The sequence below is a fragment of the Micromonospora sp. CCTCC AA 2012012 genome (assembly GCF_040499845.1).
GTDB lineage: Bacteria > Actinomycetota > Actinomycetes > Mycobacteriales > Micromonosporaceae > Micromonospora > Micromonospora mangrovi.
Genome location: NZ_CP159342.1, coordinates 4,386,226 through 4,400,971, shown reverse-complemented (window position 1 = coordinate 4,400,971; position 14,746 = coordinate 4,386,226). Strand labels below are relative to the sequence as shown.

The 14,746-nt window shown below is 72.1% G+C and carries 13 protein-coding genes; 6 read left to right on the top strand and 7 right to left on the bottom strand.

What is annotated here, in order from left to right:
* Positions 1 to 55: 55 nt before the first annotated feature.
* Positions 56 to 583 (bottom strand): MarR family winged helix-turn-helix transcriptional regulator, encoded by a 528-nt coding sequence (locus ABUL08_RS19355; protein WP_350931334.1) that lies wholly within the window; start codon positions 581 to 583, stop codon positions 56 to 58.
* A 58-nt stretch (positions 584 to 641) separates the two neighbouring features.
* Here ABUL08_RS19355 and ABUL08_RS19350 point away from each other — a divergent pair, with 58 nt between their 5' ends.
* Positions 642 to 2,261 (top strand): MFS transporter, encoded by a 1,620-nt coding sequence (locus tag ABUL08_RS19350; protein ID WP_350931333.1) that lies wholly within the window; start codon positions 642 to 644, stop codon positions 2,259 to 2,261.
* 45 nt (positions 2,262 to 2,306) lie between these two features.
* Here ABUL08_RS19350 and ABUL08_RS19345 read toward each other — a convergent pair whose 3' ends face one another.
* Positions 2,307 to 2,750, bottom strand: a complete 444-nt coding sequence (locus ABUL08_RS19345; protein WP_350931332.1) for a DoxX family protein — start codon at positions 2,748 to 2,750, stop codon at positions 2,307 to 2,309.
* 87 nt (positions 2,751 to 2,837) lie between these two features.
* Between ABUL08_RS19345 and ABUL08_RS19340 the strand changes: the two genes are divergently transcribed.
* A complete protein-coding gene (locus ABUL08_RS19340) occupies positions 2,838 to 3,386 on the top strand; it encodes a TetR/AcrR family transcriptional regulator (protein WP_350931330.1) in 549 nt (182 codons plus the stop codon).
* 41 nt (positions 3,387 to 3,427) lie between these two features.
* Here the strand turns inward: ABUL08_RS19340 and ABUL08_RS19335 are convergent, their stop codons facing one another.
* Both ABUL08_RS19335 and ABUL08_RS19330 read right to left on the bottom strand, forming a co-directional pair.
* A complete protein-coding gene (locus ABUL08_RS19335) occupies positions 3,428 to 4,867 on the bottom strand; it encodes a GuaB1 family IMP dehydrogenase-related protein (RefSeq protein ID WP_350931329.1) in 1,440 nt (479 codons plus the stop codon).
* A 552-nt stretch (positions 4,868 to 5,419) separates the two neighbouring features.
* Positions 5,420 to 7,171, bottom strand: coding sequence for an acetyl/propionyl/methylcrotonyl-CoA carboxylase subunit alpha (locus ABUL08_RS19330; RefSeq protein ID WP_350931328.1), 1,752 nt, complete (start codon positions 7,169 to 7,171; stop codon positions 5,420 to 5,422).
* 131 nt (positions 7,172 to 7,302) lie between these two features.
* On the opposite strand from ABUL08_RS19330, the gene ABUL08_RS19325 reads away from it, so the two are divergent.
* The 4 genes from ABUL08_RS19325 (at position 7,303) to ABUL08_RS19310 (ending at position 11,133) form a co-directional block, all read left to right on the top strand.
* Positions 7,303 to 7,929, top strand: a complete 627-nt coding sequence (locus ABUL08_RS19325; protein WP_350931327.1) for a PadR family transcriptional regulator — start codon at positions 7,303 to 7,305, stop codon at positions 7,927 to 7,929.
* A gap of 120 nt (positions 7,930 to 8,049) precedes the next feature.
* Complete coding sequence (locus tag ABUL08_RS19320) at positions 8,050 to 9,009, top strand: ATP-binding cassette domain-containing protein (RefSeq protein WP_350931326.1); 960 nt, start codon at positions 8,050 to 8,052, stop codon at positions 9,007 to 9,009.
* A 17-nt stretch (positions 9,010 to 9,026) separates the two neighbouring features.
* Positions 9,027 to 9,782: an ABC transporter permease gene (locus ABUL08_RS19315; protein WP_350931325.1), complete on the top strand. Its 756-nt coding sequence runs from the start codon at positions 9,027 to 9,029 to the stop codon at positions 9,780 to 9,782.
* 70 nt (positions 9,783 to 9,852) lie between these two features.
* Positions 9,853 to 11,133 (top strand): MFS transporter, encoded by a 1,281-nt coding sequence (locus tag ABUL08_RS19310; RefSeq protein ID WP_350931324.1) that lies wholly within the window; start codon positions 9,853 to 9,855, stop codon positions 11,131 to 11,133.
* A 70-nt stretch (positions 11,134 to 11,203) separates the two neighbouring features.
* Here the strand turns inward: ABUL08_RS19310 and ABUL08_RS19305 are convergent, their stop codons facing one another.
* The 3 genes from ABUL08_RS19305 to ABUL08_RS19295 are packed head-to-tail and all read right to left on the bottom strand — an operon-like array spanning position 11,204 to position 13,595.
* Complete coding sequence (locus ABUL08_RS19305; protein WP_350931323.1) at positions 11,204 to 11,857, bottom strand: O-methyltransferase; 654 nt, start codon at positions 11,855 to 11,857, stop codon at positions 11,204 to 11,206.
* 9 nt (positions 11,858 to 11,866) lie between these two features.
* Positions 11,867 to 12,523, bottom strand: a complete 657-nt coding sequence (locus ABUL08_RS19300; protein ID WP_350931321.1) for a Maf family protein — start codon at positions 12,521 to 12,523, stop codon at positions 11,867 to 11,869.
* A gap of 10 nt (positions 12,524 to 12,533) precedes the next feature.
* Positions 12,534 to 13,595 (bottom strand): S8 family serine peptidase, encoded by a 1,062-nt coding sequence (locus ABUL08_RS19295; protein ID WP_350938718.1) that lies wholly within the window; start codon positions 13,593 to 13,595, stop codon positions 12,534 to 12,536.
* Positions 13,596 to 14,746: the final 1,151 nt, after the last annotated feature.

The following is a 14,746-nucleotide window of genomic DNA, read 5'->3' as shown; positions in this document are numbered from 1 at the left end:
GATTAGCTCCCGGACCGTAAGGCCCCAAACTAATTTCCCGGAGGGGTGGCCCGGGTCAGTCGCGGGGTGCCGGGCGGCGCGGGGTGGCGGCGTCGTCCGGGGCGGTGGCGACGTAGTCGCGCATCACGTCGGCGACCTCCCGCAGGAACGCCGTGGTCGCCTCCGCCTGCTCGGGGGTGAGCCGGGCGACCGCCTGTTCGACCCCGGCCAGCATCGGCCGCAGCGCCGCCAGCACCTCGGTGAAGGCGTGCTCGGTGACCTGGAGCGAGAGGCGACGTCGGTCGCTCGGGTGCGGTGCCCGCTCGACGTGGCCGGCCTGCACCAGGCGGTCGACCAGCGTGGTGGCCGAGGCGGAGCGGATCCCGAGCCGGTTGCCCAGCTCCACCGGCCCGAGCGGCTCGGCGCTGGAGATGAGGTGGTCGATGGCGGCGGCGTCGGTCGCGCCGATGCCGAGCCGCCGGGCCAGTGCCGACCGGGTGTCCCCGGCGACGCGGAGCACTTCGCGCAGCGCCCGGGCCGCTTCGCTGGTCGTCGGTGGTCCACCGGCCGGTGCCGATCCTGCGGTTGACGAAACCCCCTCCATGGGTAAAAGCTAGCAGGCCGGGTAGCTAGAAAATCTAGCTAACGATGAGGAGGCCGTGATGCGCAGCGACGGACGCGGACGCTGGTGGGGGCTGCTCGCCATCAGCCTCGGCGTGGCGATGATCATCGTGGACGCCACGATCGTGAACGTCGCCGTACCGCAGATCATCCGCGACCTGAAGATCACCTCCACCGACGCGCAGTGGGTGCAGGAGGCGTACACCCTGGTCTTCGCGGCGTTGCTGCTGGTCGCCGGGCGCTTCGCCGACCGGTCCGGACGCCGGCGGATGTTCGTCGCCGGGGTGACCGTCTTCGTGCTGGCCAGCGTGCTGGCGGCGCTCGCCGGCTCCGGCGAGACGCTGATCGCCTCCCGGGTGCTCCAGGGCATCGGCGGCGCGATGATGCTGCCCACCTCGCTCTCCCTGCTCAACGCCAACTTCACCGGCCGGGAGAAGGGCATCGCCTTCGCCATCTGGGGCTCCACCATCGGCGGGGCCGCCGCCCTCGGCCCGCTGCTCGGCGGCTGGCTCACCACCACGTACTCGTGGCGCTGGGCGTTCGGCATCAACATCCCGGTCGGGATCGCCGTCGTCGCCGCCACCCTCCTGCTGGTCGCCGAGTCCCGGGACGACCGGGCCGAACGCGGGGTCGACCTGCTCGGCGCGCTGCTCTCCGTGGTCGGCATGACCGGCGTCGTCTTCGCCCTCATCGAGGGGCGCACCTACGGCTGGTGGCAGCGGGAGAAGCCGTTCAGCCTCTTCGGGATCGACTGGACCGCCGCGATCTCCCCGGTGCCGGTCGCCGGTCTGCTCGGCCTCGCCGCCCTCGGCGTCTTCCTCGCCCAGCAGCTGCGTCGCAACCGGGCCGGCCGCCCCGCCCTGCTCGACGTGTCGCTCTTCGGCATCGGCTCCTTCCGCAACGGCATCCTGGCCGCCGCGATCGTCAGCCTCGGCGAGTTCGGCCTGCTCTTCGCCCTGCCGCTGTGGTTCCAGAACGTGCTCGGCTACAGCGCCTTCCGTACCGGCCTGGCGCTGCTGCCGCTGGCCGTCGGTAGCTTCCTGGCCAGCGGGCTCGGCGCGCCGCTCACCCAGCGCTGGGGACCGGCCCGGGTGGTCCAGCTCGGCGTCGCCGCCGAGCTGGTCGGCGTGGCCGGCCTCGGCTTCGTCGTCGCGCCCGACACCGCCTGGTGGGCCCCGGTGGGCTTCCTCTTCGCGTACGGCGTGGGCGTCGGCCTGGCCACCGCGCAGCTCACCGGCGTCTCCCTCTCCGAGGTGCCGGTGCAGCGCAGCGGCCAGGGCTCCGGCCTGCAGAGCACCGCCCGTCAGGTCGGCTCCGCGCTCGGCATCGCGGTGCTCGGCACCGTGCTCTTCGCCAGCCTCGGCGGCATCCTCACCGACCGCCTCGCCGACCAGCCCGGGGTGGCTCCCGCCCAGCGCGAGCAGTTGGTGACCGCGGTGAAGGAGAGCGCCGGCGCGGCGATCACCGGACTGGCCGCGGACCCGCGTACCGCGCCGATCGCCGACGCGGCGAAGGTCGCCTTCTCCGACGCCACCCGGTACGCGGCCTTCTCCGCCGCCGGGTTCCTGCTGCTCGGCCTGATCGCCTGCCTGCGCCTGCCCCGGGTACGCCCCGAAGCCACCGTCGCGCCACCGGCCGACGCCGAACCGGCCCAGGTCTGACAGGAGGAGAGCCCCGGCCGGAGTGGCCGGGGCTCTCCCCGTGGATCAGCCGCCGAGAGCGACCGCGACCGCGGCGGCCACGAAGACGATCTGGAGCACCGTCCGGACGCCCAACGGGGTCACCGGCCGGCCGGCGAGGGTCAGCCGGCGTCGTGCGGCCGAGACGTTGGCCGGGAACATCGCCAGCATGAGCAGCGCCAGGCCGGCTGCCGCCCACCGTGCCGTGGCCGGCGCCAGCAGGGCGAGCGCACCGCCGAGTTCCAGCACGCCGGTGAGGGTGACCAGCAGGTCCGGCCGGGGCAGGGCGGGCGGGACCATGGCGATCAGGTCCCGGCGCCGGGACCGGAAGTGGGCCAGGCCGGTCAGCACGAACATCGACGCCAGGCCGATCCGCAGGGCGGGGTGCCATCCGTCGAGGGCGTCGACGCCGAGCAGGCCGGCGATCCGGGCCAGGGCGGTGCCGGCGAGAAGGGCGATCAGGGGTGCCATGCGTCATCCCTCCGAAGGGCAATCTTGTCGCCGACAAGATTGCCCCGGTGGGCGTCATCTTGTCAATGACAAGTTAGAGTTGCGGGCATGACCTCGTCGCAGTCGTACCACCACGGAGACCTACGTCGCGCCCTGCTCGCGGCGGCGGCGGAGGCGATGGCCGAGTCCGGGCCGGCCGCGCTGAGCCTGCGCGACCTGGCCCGTCGCGCCGGCGTCTCGCACGCGGCCCCCGCGCACCACTTCGGGGACAAGGCGGGGCTGCTCACCGCCCTCGCCACGCAGGGCTTCGAGCTGCTGGCCGAGGCGCTGCGGCGGGCCGGCGACGACTTCCGGGAGAGCGGGGTCGCGTACGTGTGCTTCGCCGTCCGACACCGGGCGCACTTCGAGGTGATGTTCCGCCCCGACCTGCACCGGGCGGACGATCCGGGGCTGACGGCGGCCCGCGAGCGGGCCGGGGAGCTGCTGCGCCTCGGGGTGGCCCGGCACACCGGTCGGGGCCCCGACGTCGACGCGCTCGCGGCCTGGTCGATCGTGCACGGCTTCGCCACGCTCTGGCTCGCCGGCGCCCTGCCGGACCGGGTCGGCCCCGATCCGGAGACGGCCGCCCGTACGGTCGTCGGCCGGTTGTTCCCCTGACCGTCGGGGCCCTCGCCGTGAAGCGGGGGCCCCGTCCGGGGTCACCAGCTCGTCGGCAGCGGCATGCCCTCGGTGTAACCGGCGGCGCTCTGCACGCCGACCAGCGCCTGCTCGTGGAACTCGTCCAGGCTGCGGGCACCGGCGTACGTGAAGGAGCTGCGCACCCCGGAGATGATCTCGTCGATCAGGTCCTCCACCCCCGGGCGGGCCGGGTCGAGGTACATCCGCGCGGTGGAGATGCCCTCCTCGAAGATCGCCTTCCGGGCCCGGTCGAAGGCGCTGTCCTCGGCCGTCCGCGCGCTGACCGCCCGGGCCGACGCCATCCCGAAGCTCTCCTTGTACCGCCGGCCGTCCGCGTCGGTGTAGAGGTCACCGGGGGACTCGTAGGTGCCGGCGAACCAGGAGCCGATCATCACGTTCGACGCGCCCGCGGCCAGCGCCAGCGCCACGTCCCGCGGGTGGCGTACGCCGCCGTCGGCCCAGACGTGCCGGCCCAGCTGCCGGGCCGCCGCCGCGCAGTCGAGCACCGCGGAGAACTGCGGCCGGCCGACGCCGGTCATCATCCGGGTGGTGCACATCGCACCCGGGCCGACGCCCACCTTCACGATGTCGGCACCCGCCTCGACCAGGTCGCGTACGCCGTCGGCGGTGACCACGTTGCCGGCCGCCACCGGCACCGCCGGGTCGAGCTTGCGGACCGCCCGCAGCGCGGAGATCATCCGCTCCTGGTGGCCGTGCGCGGTGTCCACCACCAGGGTGTCCACCCCGGCCTCCAGCAGCGCGGCGGTCTTGCCGGTGACGTCGCCGTTGATGCCCACGGCGGCGGCGACGCGCAGCCGGTTCCGGTCGTCCACTGCCGGCGTGTAGAGGGTGGCGCGCAGCGCGCCCTGCCGGGTCAGCACCCCGACCAGCCGTCCCTCGCCGTCCACCACCGGGGCGAGCCGCCGTCGCCCGGCCGAGAGCCGGTCGAAGCCGGTACGCGGATCCGCGTCAGCCGGCACGGTGTGCAGCTCCGTCGACATCACGTGCCGCAGCTGCGCGAAGCGGTCCACGCCCACGGTGTCCGCCTCGGTGACCACACCCAGCGGGCGGCTCTGTTCGTCGACCACGATCACCGCGCCGTGCGACCGCTTCGGCAGCAGGTGGATCGCGTCGCCGACGGTGTCGGTCGGGCCCAGCGTGATGGCGGTGTCGTGCACCAGGTGCCGCTGCTTGACCCAGGCGACGACGTTGGCCACCACCTCGATCGGGATGTCCTGCGGGATGACCGCGATCGCGCCGCGCCGGGCCACCGTCTCGGCCATCCGTCGGCCGGCGACCGCCGTCATGTTCGCCACCACCAGCGGGATGGTGGTGCCGGTGCCGTCGTTGGTGGCGAGGTCGACGTCGAGCCGCGAGCCCACCTCGGAGCGGGCCGGCGCCATGAAGACGTCGTTGTAGGTCAGGTCGTGCGCGGGGACCGCGCCATGAAGGAACCGCACCCGGCCATCATCCCCGGTGCCGCCCGGTACCGCCGCCGCCGGTGGCCGAAACCACCCGCCCGCCCGTCCCGGAACCGCGCCTGCCGGCCGCCCGGGTGCCGGTCCGGGGTCGATCGGCTCGACCTGCGCCGTTCCCTGGACTGCCCGGCCTGGCCCGAATGCCCGGCTTGGCCCGACTGCCCGGCCTGGCCCGACTGCCCGGCGTGACAGGCCGGTCTCGACCTGCCCGACGGCTGGAGGGGACGACTGGGATTTCCGCGATATGCCGCTCAGTCATATTTATGCCGCTGAGGCATATCGCTCAACAGGCAGGTGCCGGTTCGCCACGACACGGCGGGCGGAGGGCGGCGGTCGGGGGTGCCGCCGCAGCCAGGGCGGAGGGCCAGACCGGGCACGCCAGCCCACACCGGCACGCCGGACCAGGACGGGCACGCCAGCCCACACCGGCATGCCGGGCCAGGTCGGGCACGCCGGCTCAGACTGGTACGCCGGGCCAGGCCCGGGCCCCGCCGGGCCGGTGTGGACCGAGCCCGGCGGGTACGAAGCGCAGGATCAGGCGATGGTGCAGATCGCGGCGCCGGCGGTGATCACCGCGCCGACCTCGGCGGAGAGGCCGCTGATCGTGCCGGCCTTGTGGGCGTGCAGCGGCTGCTCCATCTTCATCGCCTCGAGGACGACGACCAGGTCGCCCTCGGCGACGGTGTCACCGTCCGCGACGGCGATCTTGACGATGGTGCCCTGCATGGGGGAGGCGAGCGCGTCGCCGCTGACCGTGGCGCCGGCCTTGGCCCCGCCACCCCGGCGGGCCGGCTTCTTCGCGGCGGGCGCGGCGGCTGCCGTACCCCCGCCGAGGCCGGCGGGGAGGACGACCTCCAGCCGCTTGCCGCTCACCTCGACCACGACGGTCTCGCGCTCGGCCGGCGCCTCGGCGGGCCCGGCGGCGGCGGTGAAGGGCGGCACGGTGTTGTCGAACTCGGTCTCGATCCACCGGGTGTGCACGGTGAACGGCTCGGCGGTGAACGCCTCGTCGCGGACGACCAGCCGGTGGAACGGCAGCGCGGTGGCCATCCCGTCGACGACCATCTCGTCCAGCGCCCGGCGGGCCCGCTCGATGGCCTCGGTACGCGTCTCGCCGACGATGATCACCTTGGCCAGCAGCGAGTCGAAGTTGCCGCCGATCACGTCGCCGGCCGAGATGCCGGTGTCGACCCGGACGCCCGGGCCGCTGGGCAGCCGCAGCGCGGTGACGGTGCCCGGGGCGGGCAGGAAGCTGCGGCCCGGGTCCTCGCCGTTGATCCGGAACTCGATGGCGTGCCCGCGCGGGGTCGGGTCCTCGGTGAGGCGCAGCTTCTCGCCGTCGGCGATGCGGAACTGCTCGCGGACCAGGTCGATGCCGGCGGTCTCCTCGGTGACCGGGTGCTCCACCTGCAGGCGGGTGTTCACCTCCAGGAAGGAGATGGTCCCGTCGACCCCGACCAGGTATTCGACCGTGCCGGCGCCGTGGTAGCCGGCCTCCCGGCAGATCGCCTTCGCGCTGTCGTGGATCTGCGCCCGCTGGGCGTCGGTGAGGAACGGCGCGGGGGCCTCCTCGACCAGCTTCTGGTGCCGCCGCTGGAGCGAGCAGTCCCGGGTGCCCACCACGATCACGTTGCCGTGCTGGTCGGCCAGCACCTGCGCCTCGACGTGGCGGGGCTTGTCGAGGTAGCGCTCGACGAAGCACTCGCCCCGGCCGAACGCGGCGACCGCCTCGCGGGTGGCCGACTCGAACAGCTGGGGGATCTCCTCCATGGTGCGGGCCACCTTGAGGCCGCGACCGCCGCCACCGAAGGCTGCCTTGATGGCGACCGGCAGGCCGTGGTCGACGGCGAAGGCCATCACCTCGTCGGCGTTGTTGACCGGGTCGGGGGTGCCGGGCACCAGGGGCGCGCCGGCGCGCTGGGCGATGTGCCGGGCGGTCACCTTGTCGCCGAGGTCGCGGATCGCCTGCGGGGTCGGGCCGATCCAGGTGAGCCCGGCGTCGATGACGGCCTGGGCGAAGTCGGCGTTCTCGGAGAGGAAGCCGTAGCCGGGGTGGACGGCGTCGGCGTCGGCCTTGCGGGCCACGTCGATCAGCTTGTCGATCCGCAGGTAGCTCTCGGCCGCGGTGTCGCCGCCGAGGGCGTACGCCTCGTCTGCCAGGGTGGCGTGCAGGGCGTCCCGGTCCGAGTCCGCATAGACGGCGACGCTGCCCAGACCGGCGTCGCGGCAGGCGCGGATGACGCGGACGGCGATCTCGCCGCGGTTGGCGATGAGTACCTTGCGCACCTTGGTGGCTCCTCCCGGGAGGTCGTTGCCGGGAGTGTATCGGCCGTCCTCGTCGCCCTAACGATCGCTCAGTGTGGGATGCCGCACTGTCGGCCCAACCCCTAGTCAAACTTGTCTATTACGCTTGTCCGATGTCGGCTACCCGGATGATGATTCTCGGCCTGGTGAAGTGGATGCAGCCGGTGCACGGCTACGACGTGCGGCGCGAACTGCTCAGTTGGGGTGCCGACCGGTGGGCCAACGTGCAGCCCGGCTCGATCTACCACGCGCTGCGCAAGCTCACCGAGGAGGGACTGCTGCGGGCGGTCTCCACCGAGCAGGTGGGCGCCCGGCCGGCGCGGACCACGTACGAGGTGACGCCGAAGGGCGAGGACGAGTTCGAGGGCCTGCTGCGGGCGCAGTGGTGGCAGGTCCAGGAGCGGCCCGACCCGTTCACCGCCGCGTTCTCGTTCCTGCCCGCGCTGCCCCGTGACGAGGCGGCGGCCGCCCTGCGGAACCGGGCCAACCTGCTGCGCGCCGGGATCGAGTCGATGCGCGCCTCGCTGGAGTCCGACTGGATCCGCACCAGCAAGCCGGTGCACGTCGGGTGGATGTTCGAGCTGTGGTCCGCCCGGGCGGAGGCCGAGATGGCATGGTGCGAACGGGTCGCCGACCGGATCGACTCCGGCGTGTCGTACCTGCCGGCGGGGCCGGCGCGGGGCGAGGGGTGGCCCGGCTGGTCCGACGGGGAGCCGGGCCGGACGGCTGACGCGAAATAATCAACGTTGACCACAAGAGCTATATCGCGTTAGCCTCGACCCGAACGTGAGGGAGTCGTGTGTCTCCGTCGCGGACGATCGGCGGCCGGTCCCCTCCGGCCCGGACGACCAGGAGCAGACATGATCGAGACCAGGGGGTTGCGGAAGTCCTTCCGCTCCCGGGCGGGTCGCGAGACGAAGACCGTCGACGCGGTCCGCGGCGTCGACCTCGACGTCGCCGAGGGGGAGATCTTCGGCTTCCTCGGCCCCAACGGCGCCGGCAAGACCACCACCCTGCGGATGCTCGCCACCCTCATCGAGCCCGACGGCGGTGAGGCCACCATCGCCGGCGCCGACCTGCGCAAGGACCCCGCCGAGGTGCGCCGCCGGATCGGCTACGTCGCCCAGGGCGGCAGCACCTGGGACGAGTCCACCGCCCGCGAGGAGCTGGTCCTCCAGGCCCGGATGTACGGCATCGGCAAGGCCGACGCGGAACGCCGGGCCACCACCGCCCTGGCCGCCTTCCAGCTCACCGAGTACGCCGACCGCAAGTGCAAGACCTACTCCGGCGGCCAGCGCCGCCGCGTCGAGATCGCCCTCGGCATCATCCACGCCCCGCGGATCGTCTTCCTGGACGAGCCCACCACCGGCCTCGACCCGCAGAGCCGCGCGCACATGTGGGACGAGATCCGCCGGCTGCGCGCCGACGGGATGACCGTCTTCATCACCACGCACTACCTGGACGAGGCGGACGCGCTCTGCGACCGCATCGCGATCATGGACAACGGCGAGATCGTCGCCGAGGGCACCCCGACCGAGCTGAAGCGCGAGATCTCCGGCGAGGTGGTGCTCGTCGGCCTCGACCGGGCCACCACCCCCCGCGCGGCGGAACTGCTCGACACCGAGGAGTACGTCACCAAGCTGGAGACCGCCGACGAGGGCGGTCTGCGCCTCTATGTCGACGAGGGCGCCACCGCCATCCCGCAGGTGCTGCGCCGCCTCGACCACGCCGGGCTGGACCTGCGCTCCATCGAGCTGCACCGACCCAGCCTCGACGACGTCTTCCTCACCAAGACCGGCCGCTCGCTGCGCGAGTCCTGAGAACCGGAGACCCCATCATGAAACTCCTCCGTGACACCTGGCTGGTCTTTCAGCGCCAGATCCTGCTGCTGCTGCGCAACCCGGTCTGGGTCTTCGTCGGCGTCTTCCAGCCGGTGATGTACCTGCTGCTCTTCGCCCCCCTGCTCAAGCCCGCCCTGAACGCGCCCAGCCAGGCGGCGGCCTACAAGATCTTCGTACCGGGCCTGCTGGTGCTGCTCGCCATCTTCGGCGGCCTCTTCCAGGGCTTCGGCCTCATCGCCGAGCTGCGCGCCGGAGTCATCGAACGCTCCCGGGTCACCCCGGTCAGCCGGCTCGCCCTGCTGCTCGGCCGCGCCCTGCGGGACGTCGTCTCGCTGATCGTGCAGGCGGTCATCATCACCCTGCTGGCGCTCCTGTTCGACCTGCGCGTCACCCTCGGCCACCTGCTGCTGGCGTACCTGATGCTGGCGTTGATCGCGCTGATGACCTCGGCGGTCTCGTACGGTGTCGCGCTCAAGGTGAAGAGCGAGGACGCGCTCGCCCCGCTGATGAACACCGTCGCCCAGCCGGTGCTGCTGCTCTCCGGCATCCTGCTGCCGCTGACCTTCGCGCCCGGCTGGCTCCAGGGCGTCGCGAAGTGGAACCCGTTCTCCTGGGCGGTCGACGGCACCCGCGCGCTCTTCGCCGGCGACCTGAGCAACGACAAGGTCTGGCAGGGCCTGACCATCATCGCCGTCCTCGCCGTCGCCGCCGTCGTCTGGGCCGCCCGCCAGTTCGCCCGCAGCGTCCGGTGAGCGGGAGGGGCGGGAGAGCTGCCTCTCATCGGGGGCGGGGCACCGGTCGGACGCTTGTAGCGTAAGGCCGGTGCCCCGCCTCACCCGTGACAAGCTCACCTGGCTGACCTACGCCCAGCTGGGGCTCTGGGGCTTCTTCCTCTACGGCTTCGGTCCCGTCGTACCCCTGCTCCGCGACGAACAGGGCACCAGCGCCGCCGTCGCCGGCCTGCACAGCACCGGCATCGCGGTCGGCGCGATGCTCGGCGGCGCGCTCTTCGCGCCGACCGCCCGCCGCTTCGGTCGCGGCCCCGCCACCTGGCTCGGCCTCGCCGGGGTGGCCGTCGGTGCCGCCGCGCTGGGGCTGCTGCGTCCGCTGCCCGCCACCATCACCGCGGTCGCCGTCATCGCCACCTTCGGCATGATGGTGATCAGCGGGGTGTCCGTGGTGCTCACCGACCGGCACGGTCCGGCGGCGCCCGCCGCGGTCACCGAGGCCAACGCCGCCTGCGCCGGCATGGGCATCCTCGCCCCGCTGGTGATCGGTGGATCCGTGGACGCGGGCCTCGGCTGGCGGCCGGTGATGGCCGTCGAGGTCGGGCTGATCACGCTGGTCGCCCTCGCCGCCCTGACCTTCCGGGTACGCCTGCCGGCCACCGCCCCCGCTGTCGCGGCTCCCGCCGACCCCGTCGGGGTGACCGCCGCCGCGGCGGAACCCGCCGTCCAGCCGACCCGTGTCGCCGTCCGCCCCGCTCCCGCTCCCGTCGACCGGTCCGACCGGCTGCCCCGCTCGTACTGGATCGCCTGGGTGCTGATGGCGGTGACCGGCTCGATCGAGGTGTGCCTGTCGCTCTGGACCGCCGACGTGCTGCGCACCCACGCCGGGCTCAGCGCCGGCGGGGCGTCCGCCGCGGTGGCCGCGATCGTCTGCGGCATGTTCGTCGGCCGCCTCGTCGGTGGCCGGTTCGCGCTGCGCTGGCCGCCGGTGCCGCTGCTGCTGGGAGCGCTGACCGTGTCACTGGCCGGGTTCACGCTCTTCTGGGTCGCGTCGACCGGTTGGCTCGCCGTCGCCGGGCTGGTCGTGCTCGGCCTGGGCAACGCGCTGCACTACCCCCTGGTGATCTCCATCGCGTTGGCCGTCGCCGGACCGGCCGCCGACAAGGCGGCCGGCTGGTCGTCGTACTCGATGGGGGTGGGTTTCGGGATCGCGCCGGTGGTGCTGGGGTGGGTGGCCGACGGGGTGGGGCCGCACCTGGCCTTCCTGCTGCTGCCCGGCTTCATCGCGGCGGCGGTGCTGCTCGCCGTGCGGCTCGGCCGCGCGCTACGCGCCGCCGAGCCGACCCGCGACCCCGAGCCGGTCACCGCCTTCTGATCGACTCCACGGCGCCGACGTCGCGGTGCCGGGCTCTGGACACCGCCACGTCGGCGCCGTCGAGTCGGGCCTAGCGGACCCGCGCGAGGGTGACCCCGTCGGCGAGGGGGAGCATCACCACGTCGACCCGGACGTCGGCCATGATCTGGTCGTTGAACGCGGCGACCGCCCGATCGTCGGCGTTCTCCGGCGCGAGGACGCGACCGGCGCGCAGCGTGTTGTCCACCGCGACCAGGCCGCCCGGCCGCATCCGCGGCACCAGCTCGTCCCAGTAGACCGGGTAGCCGACCTTGTCCGCGTCGATGAACGCGAGGTCCAGGTAGCGCTCCCGGGGCAGCGCCCGCAGCGTCTCCGCGGCCGGCCCGATCCGCAGCTCGATCCGGTCCGCGACGCCGGCCCGGGCCCAGTACCGACGGGCGATGTCCGTGTACTCCTCGGAGATGTCGAAGCAGGTCAACCGGCCGCCGTCGGCCAGACCCCGGGCGATCGCCAGCGACGACAGGCCGGTGAAGGTGCCCACCTCCACCGCCTGCCGCACGTCGAGCAGCCGGGTGAGGAACGTCAGGAACGCGGCCTGCTCCGGGGCGACCTGCATGACCGCCCGATCCGGCAGCACCGCCCGGGTCTCCTCCTCCAGCTCACGGACGACCTCGTCGGGAGCGGACCCGTGCGCGACGAGATAGGCGTGCAGTTCCGGCGTCAGGGGCAGCGGCTTCGAACTCATGACCGGACGCTAACCGAGATGCTCCACCTCCTGGCCCCCCGGCGCGACCTTCGTCCACAGATCGGTGACGCTCAGCTCCAACTCGGTGAGCAGCGACCGCAGCAGCGGCAGGCTCAACCCGACCACCGTCCCCGGGTCGCCCTCGATGCCGGTCAGGAACGCCCCACCCAGCCCGTCGATGGTGAACGCCCCGGCCACCGCCAACGGCTCACCCGTCGCCACGTACGCGGCGATCTCCTCGTCACTGACGTCCGCGAAGTGCACGGTCGTCGACGCGACCGCCTCCGCCCGCGCCTCGTGCGTCACGTCGATCAGGCAGTGCCCGGTGTGCAGCACCCCGCTGCGCCCCCGCATCCGCTCCCACCGCCGGGTGGCGTCCGCCGCATCGGTCGGCTTGCCGAAGATCTCGCCGTCGAACCCGAGCACTGAATCGCAGCCCAGCACCAGCGTCCGCTCGTCCGGCGTGGCCCGCAGCCGACCGGCCACCGCCTGCGCCTTCAACCGCGCCAGCTCCAGGCACAGCTCCTCGGCCCGGTCGCTGACCACCTGCGACTCGTCCACCCCGCTGACCAGCACGTCGGGTTCGATCCCCGCAGCGTGGAGCAGCTTGCGGCGGGCGGGACTCTGGGAGGCGAGCACGAGGCGCAGCGGTACCGGATTCGACACCCCGCCGACGCTACCGGCTGATCCGCGGCGGCGGGTCGCCGGCACGACGACGACGCCACAGCAGGTAGCCGCCCCCGGCCGCCACCAGCACCCCCAACGTCGCCAGCCCACGCGCCGTCGCGCCGTCGTCGTCGCCGTCCGACGCCGGCTCCGCGACGGTCGGGGTGGCCGGCGCGGTCACCGCCGACGACTCAAAACCCAGCGGGGGTACGTCTGCCGTCAGCGCAGCGACAAGGTCGATGACGCCGTAGCCGTACTCGTCGTCCCGGCCGGGTGGGCCCTTGTCGATGGCGGTGGCGGTCAAGCGGTGCGCCACCTCCTGAGCAGGCAGGTCGGGATACTTCGACCGGATCAGCGCAGCCGCCCCAGCAACGATGGCGGTGGCATCCGAGGTGCCCGTGCTCCTGCGGTAGCTTCCCCTGAGGCCCGTGCTGTAAATGTCTACGGCCGGCGCCACTACGTCGACCTGTGGGTCGGTGACGGAAGCTCTCGCCCGCTTGCCCGAGCGATCAATGCCACCAACTGCAATCACCCCCTTCTCGGAGGCAGGGTAAGCGGCTTCAGTCTCGCGGGGCGCATTCCCGACCGCTGCCACAACAACAATATTGGCGCCGATGGCCTCACGTATTGCGTGTTGAAGGCGGGGAGTGGGTGAACTAGCCGCTGAGATGCTAATTACTTCAACCCTACGGGATATTGCAATTTCTATGCTTTTCGCGAGGTCGTCTGGGTCTCCAAGTCCATCCGCAGGAGTGTCGAACAGGGGTAAAATCTTCGCTTTAGGGGCAATGCCGAGTGCTCCTCTGCCGTTGCCTTGGCCGTGAGCGGCAATAAGCCCGGCCATCCCAGTGCCGTGGCTGTTGTTATCTTGCCGGCCGTCGCCGCTCCCTCCCGGAATGATGTCCACACCCGCAAGTAGGTTACGCTGCAGGTCCGGATGTGGAGCAACTCCAGTGTCTGGCACTGCGACCGTGACTCCCTCGCCTTGACTAATGGCCTGCGCTTCGCTCGTCTTCAAATACTGAAGGTGCCACTGATCGGCTCGGATCCGGTTGGAGGGATTGTTCAGCATGGCCGCAAACGCGGGGGCGGTCACAGGCGATATGTTAAGGCTGGACGCTAGGGCAGTTGACGTGGCGTAGATGACGAAGCGGAGCCACAAGCCCGACCACTTCACCGATCAAAGCCGATGGCAGGACCGGGGTTTATGGGCCCTTCGTCCTCAGGAGGGCGAACGATGGGGTCTACCCCGGAGTCGACTTCCCAAGGATTGTCAGGGTCCCAGCGTCGCTGCTGGCCATCCTTCTCCTCGGTCTGCCCAAGCCGGCCACGCGCACCACTCATCCCGGATGGCCCATGCATGCCCGGTGCGCCTCCAAGCGGGGCGGTACCCTGGGTGCCGAACTGTGGCATGCGACCGCTTCCAGGACGGGACCCGGCGGAGCCTGTAGGTGCGGTTCCCGCGCCTCCGCCGCCAATCACTCCTCCGATAGGGTTAACTCGACGCGGTGAATTAAATCCCTGCCCGATTCCCGCGCCAGGGGAACTGCCGATTATGCCGCCCGGAGCCATTGATCGAGGAGGCGTATGGTGTGGGCCCTCTGGGCTAGAGATTGAGCGGCCTGTCGGACCCGATCCGCTCCGGCGAAATCCATCCAATGGGCTTCCTCTGCCAGCGCTAGGAGCCACTGGCAGGCCCGGCGTGAGCCCCATCGAATTCCCTGGTGAAGCGGGAGTGGGGGATGGGCTGGACAGGCCGGGGGAGGCTGGTGGATGAGCTATTCCCGTGCCTGCTCCGCCGAGGACCGGACCGCTTCCTAGAACCGGCCCGACGCTCGGGCCAGTGATGCTGGGGAGGCGGGCTTTATCTGCCGTTGTGGGACGGTTCGGTGTTGCGGGCGAGGAGCTGATTGGCACTGCAACTACTGGCGGGATAATCGGTGCCGAGCCGCCAGTGTTTTTGTAGGGGTCGACCGACTTTTCATCAACCCTCGGTCCTAGCCTCCCTGCCGGAGGCGGCTTCTGGAGCATTGCTTGGGCTTGTTGGAGTTCTCCGCTGAGGCCGGTCATCACGCTCCGCGCCTGCACGTTGAGCCGCTCCAGGTCCGCCGTCGTCACCGGCTTGTCCGGCAGCCGGCTGCCCGCCAGCGCCTTCGGATCGGCGACCGTAGCCTCGTACGCCTGCTTCTGCTGGAGCTTGGTGGCGTACTCCTGGTAGATCGG

Bases quoted from the DNA above. Each gene is read 5' to 3' on its own strand.
- ABUL08_RS19355 (WP_350931334.1), bottom strand. From the start codon at position 583: ATGGAGGGGGTTTCGTCAACCGCAGGATCGGCACCGGCCGGTGGACCA.
- ABUL08_RS19350 (WP_350931333.1), top strand. From the start codon at position 642: ATGCGCAGCGACGGACGCGGACGCTGGTGGGGGCTGCTCGCCATCAGC.
- ABUL08_RS19345 (WP_350931332.1), bottom strand. From the start codon at position 2,750: ATGGCACCCCTGATCGCCCTTCTCGCCGGCACCGCCCTGGCCCGGATC.
- ABUL08_RS19340 (WP_350931330.1), top strand. From the start codon at position 2,838: ATGACCTCGTCGCAGTCGTACCACCACGGAGACCTACGTCGCGCCCTG.
- ABUL08_RS19325 (WP_350931327.1), top strand. From the start codon at position 7,303: ATGTCGGCTACCCGGATGATGATTCTCGGCCTGGTGAAGTGGATGCAG.
- ABUL08_RS19320 (WP_350931326.1), top strand. From the start codon at position 8,050: ATGATCGAGACCAGGGGGTTGCGGAAGTCCTTCCGCTCCCGGGCGGGT.
- ABUL08_RS19315 (WP_350931325.1), top strand. From the start codon at position 9,027: ATGAAACTCCTCCGTGACACCTGGCTGGTCTTTCAGCGCCAGATCCTG.
- ABUL08_RS19305 (WP_350931323.1), bottom strand. From the start codon at position 11,857: ATGAGTTCGAAGCCGCTGCCCCTGACGCCGGAACTGCACGCCTATCTC.
- ABUL08_RS19295 (WP_350938718.1), bottom strand. From the start codon at position 13,595: ATGCTGAACAATCCCTCCAACCGGATCCGAGCCGATCAGTGGCACCTT.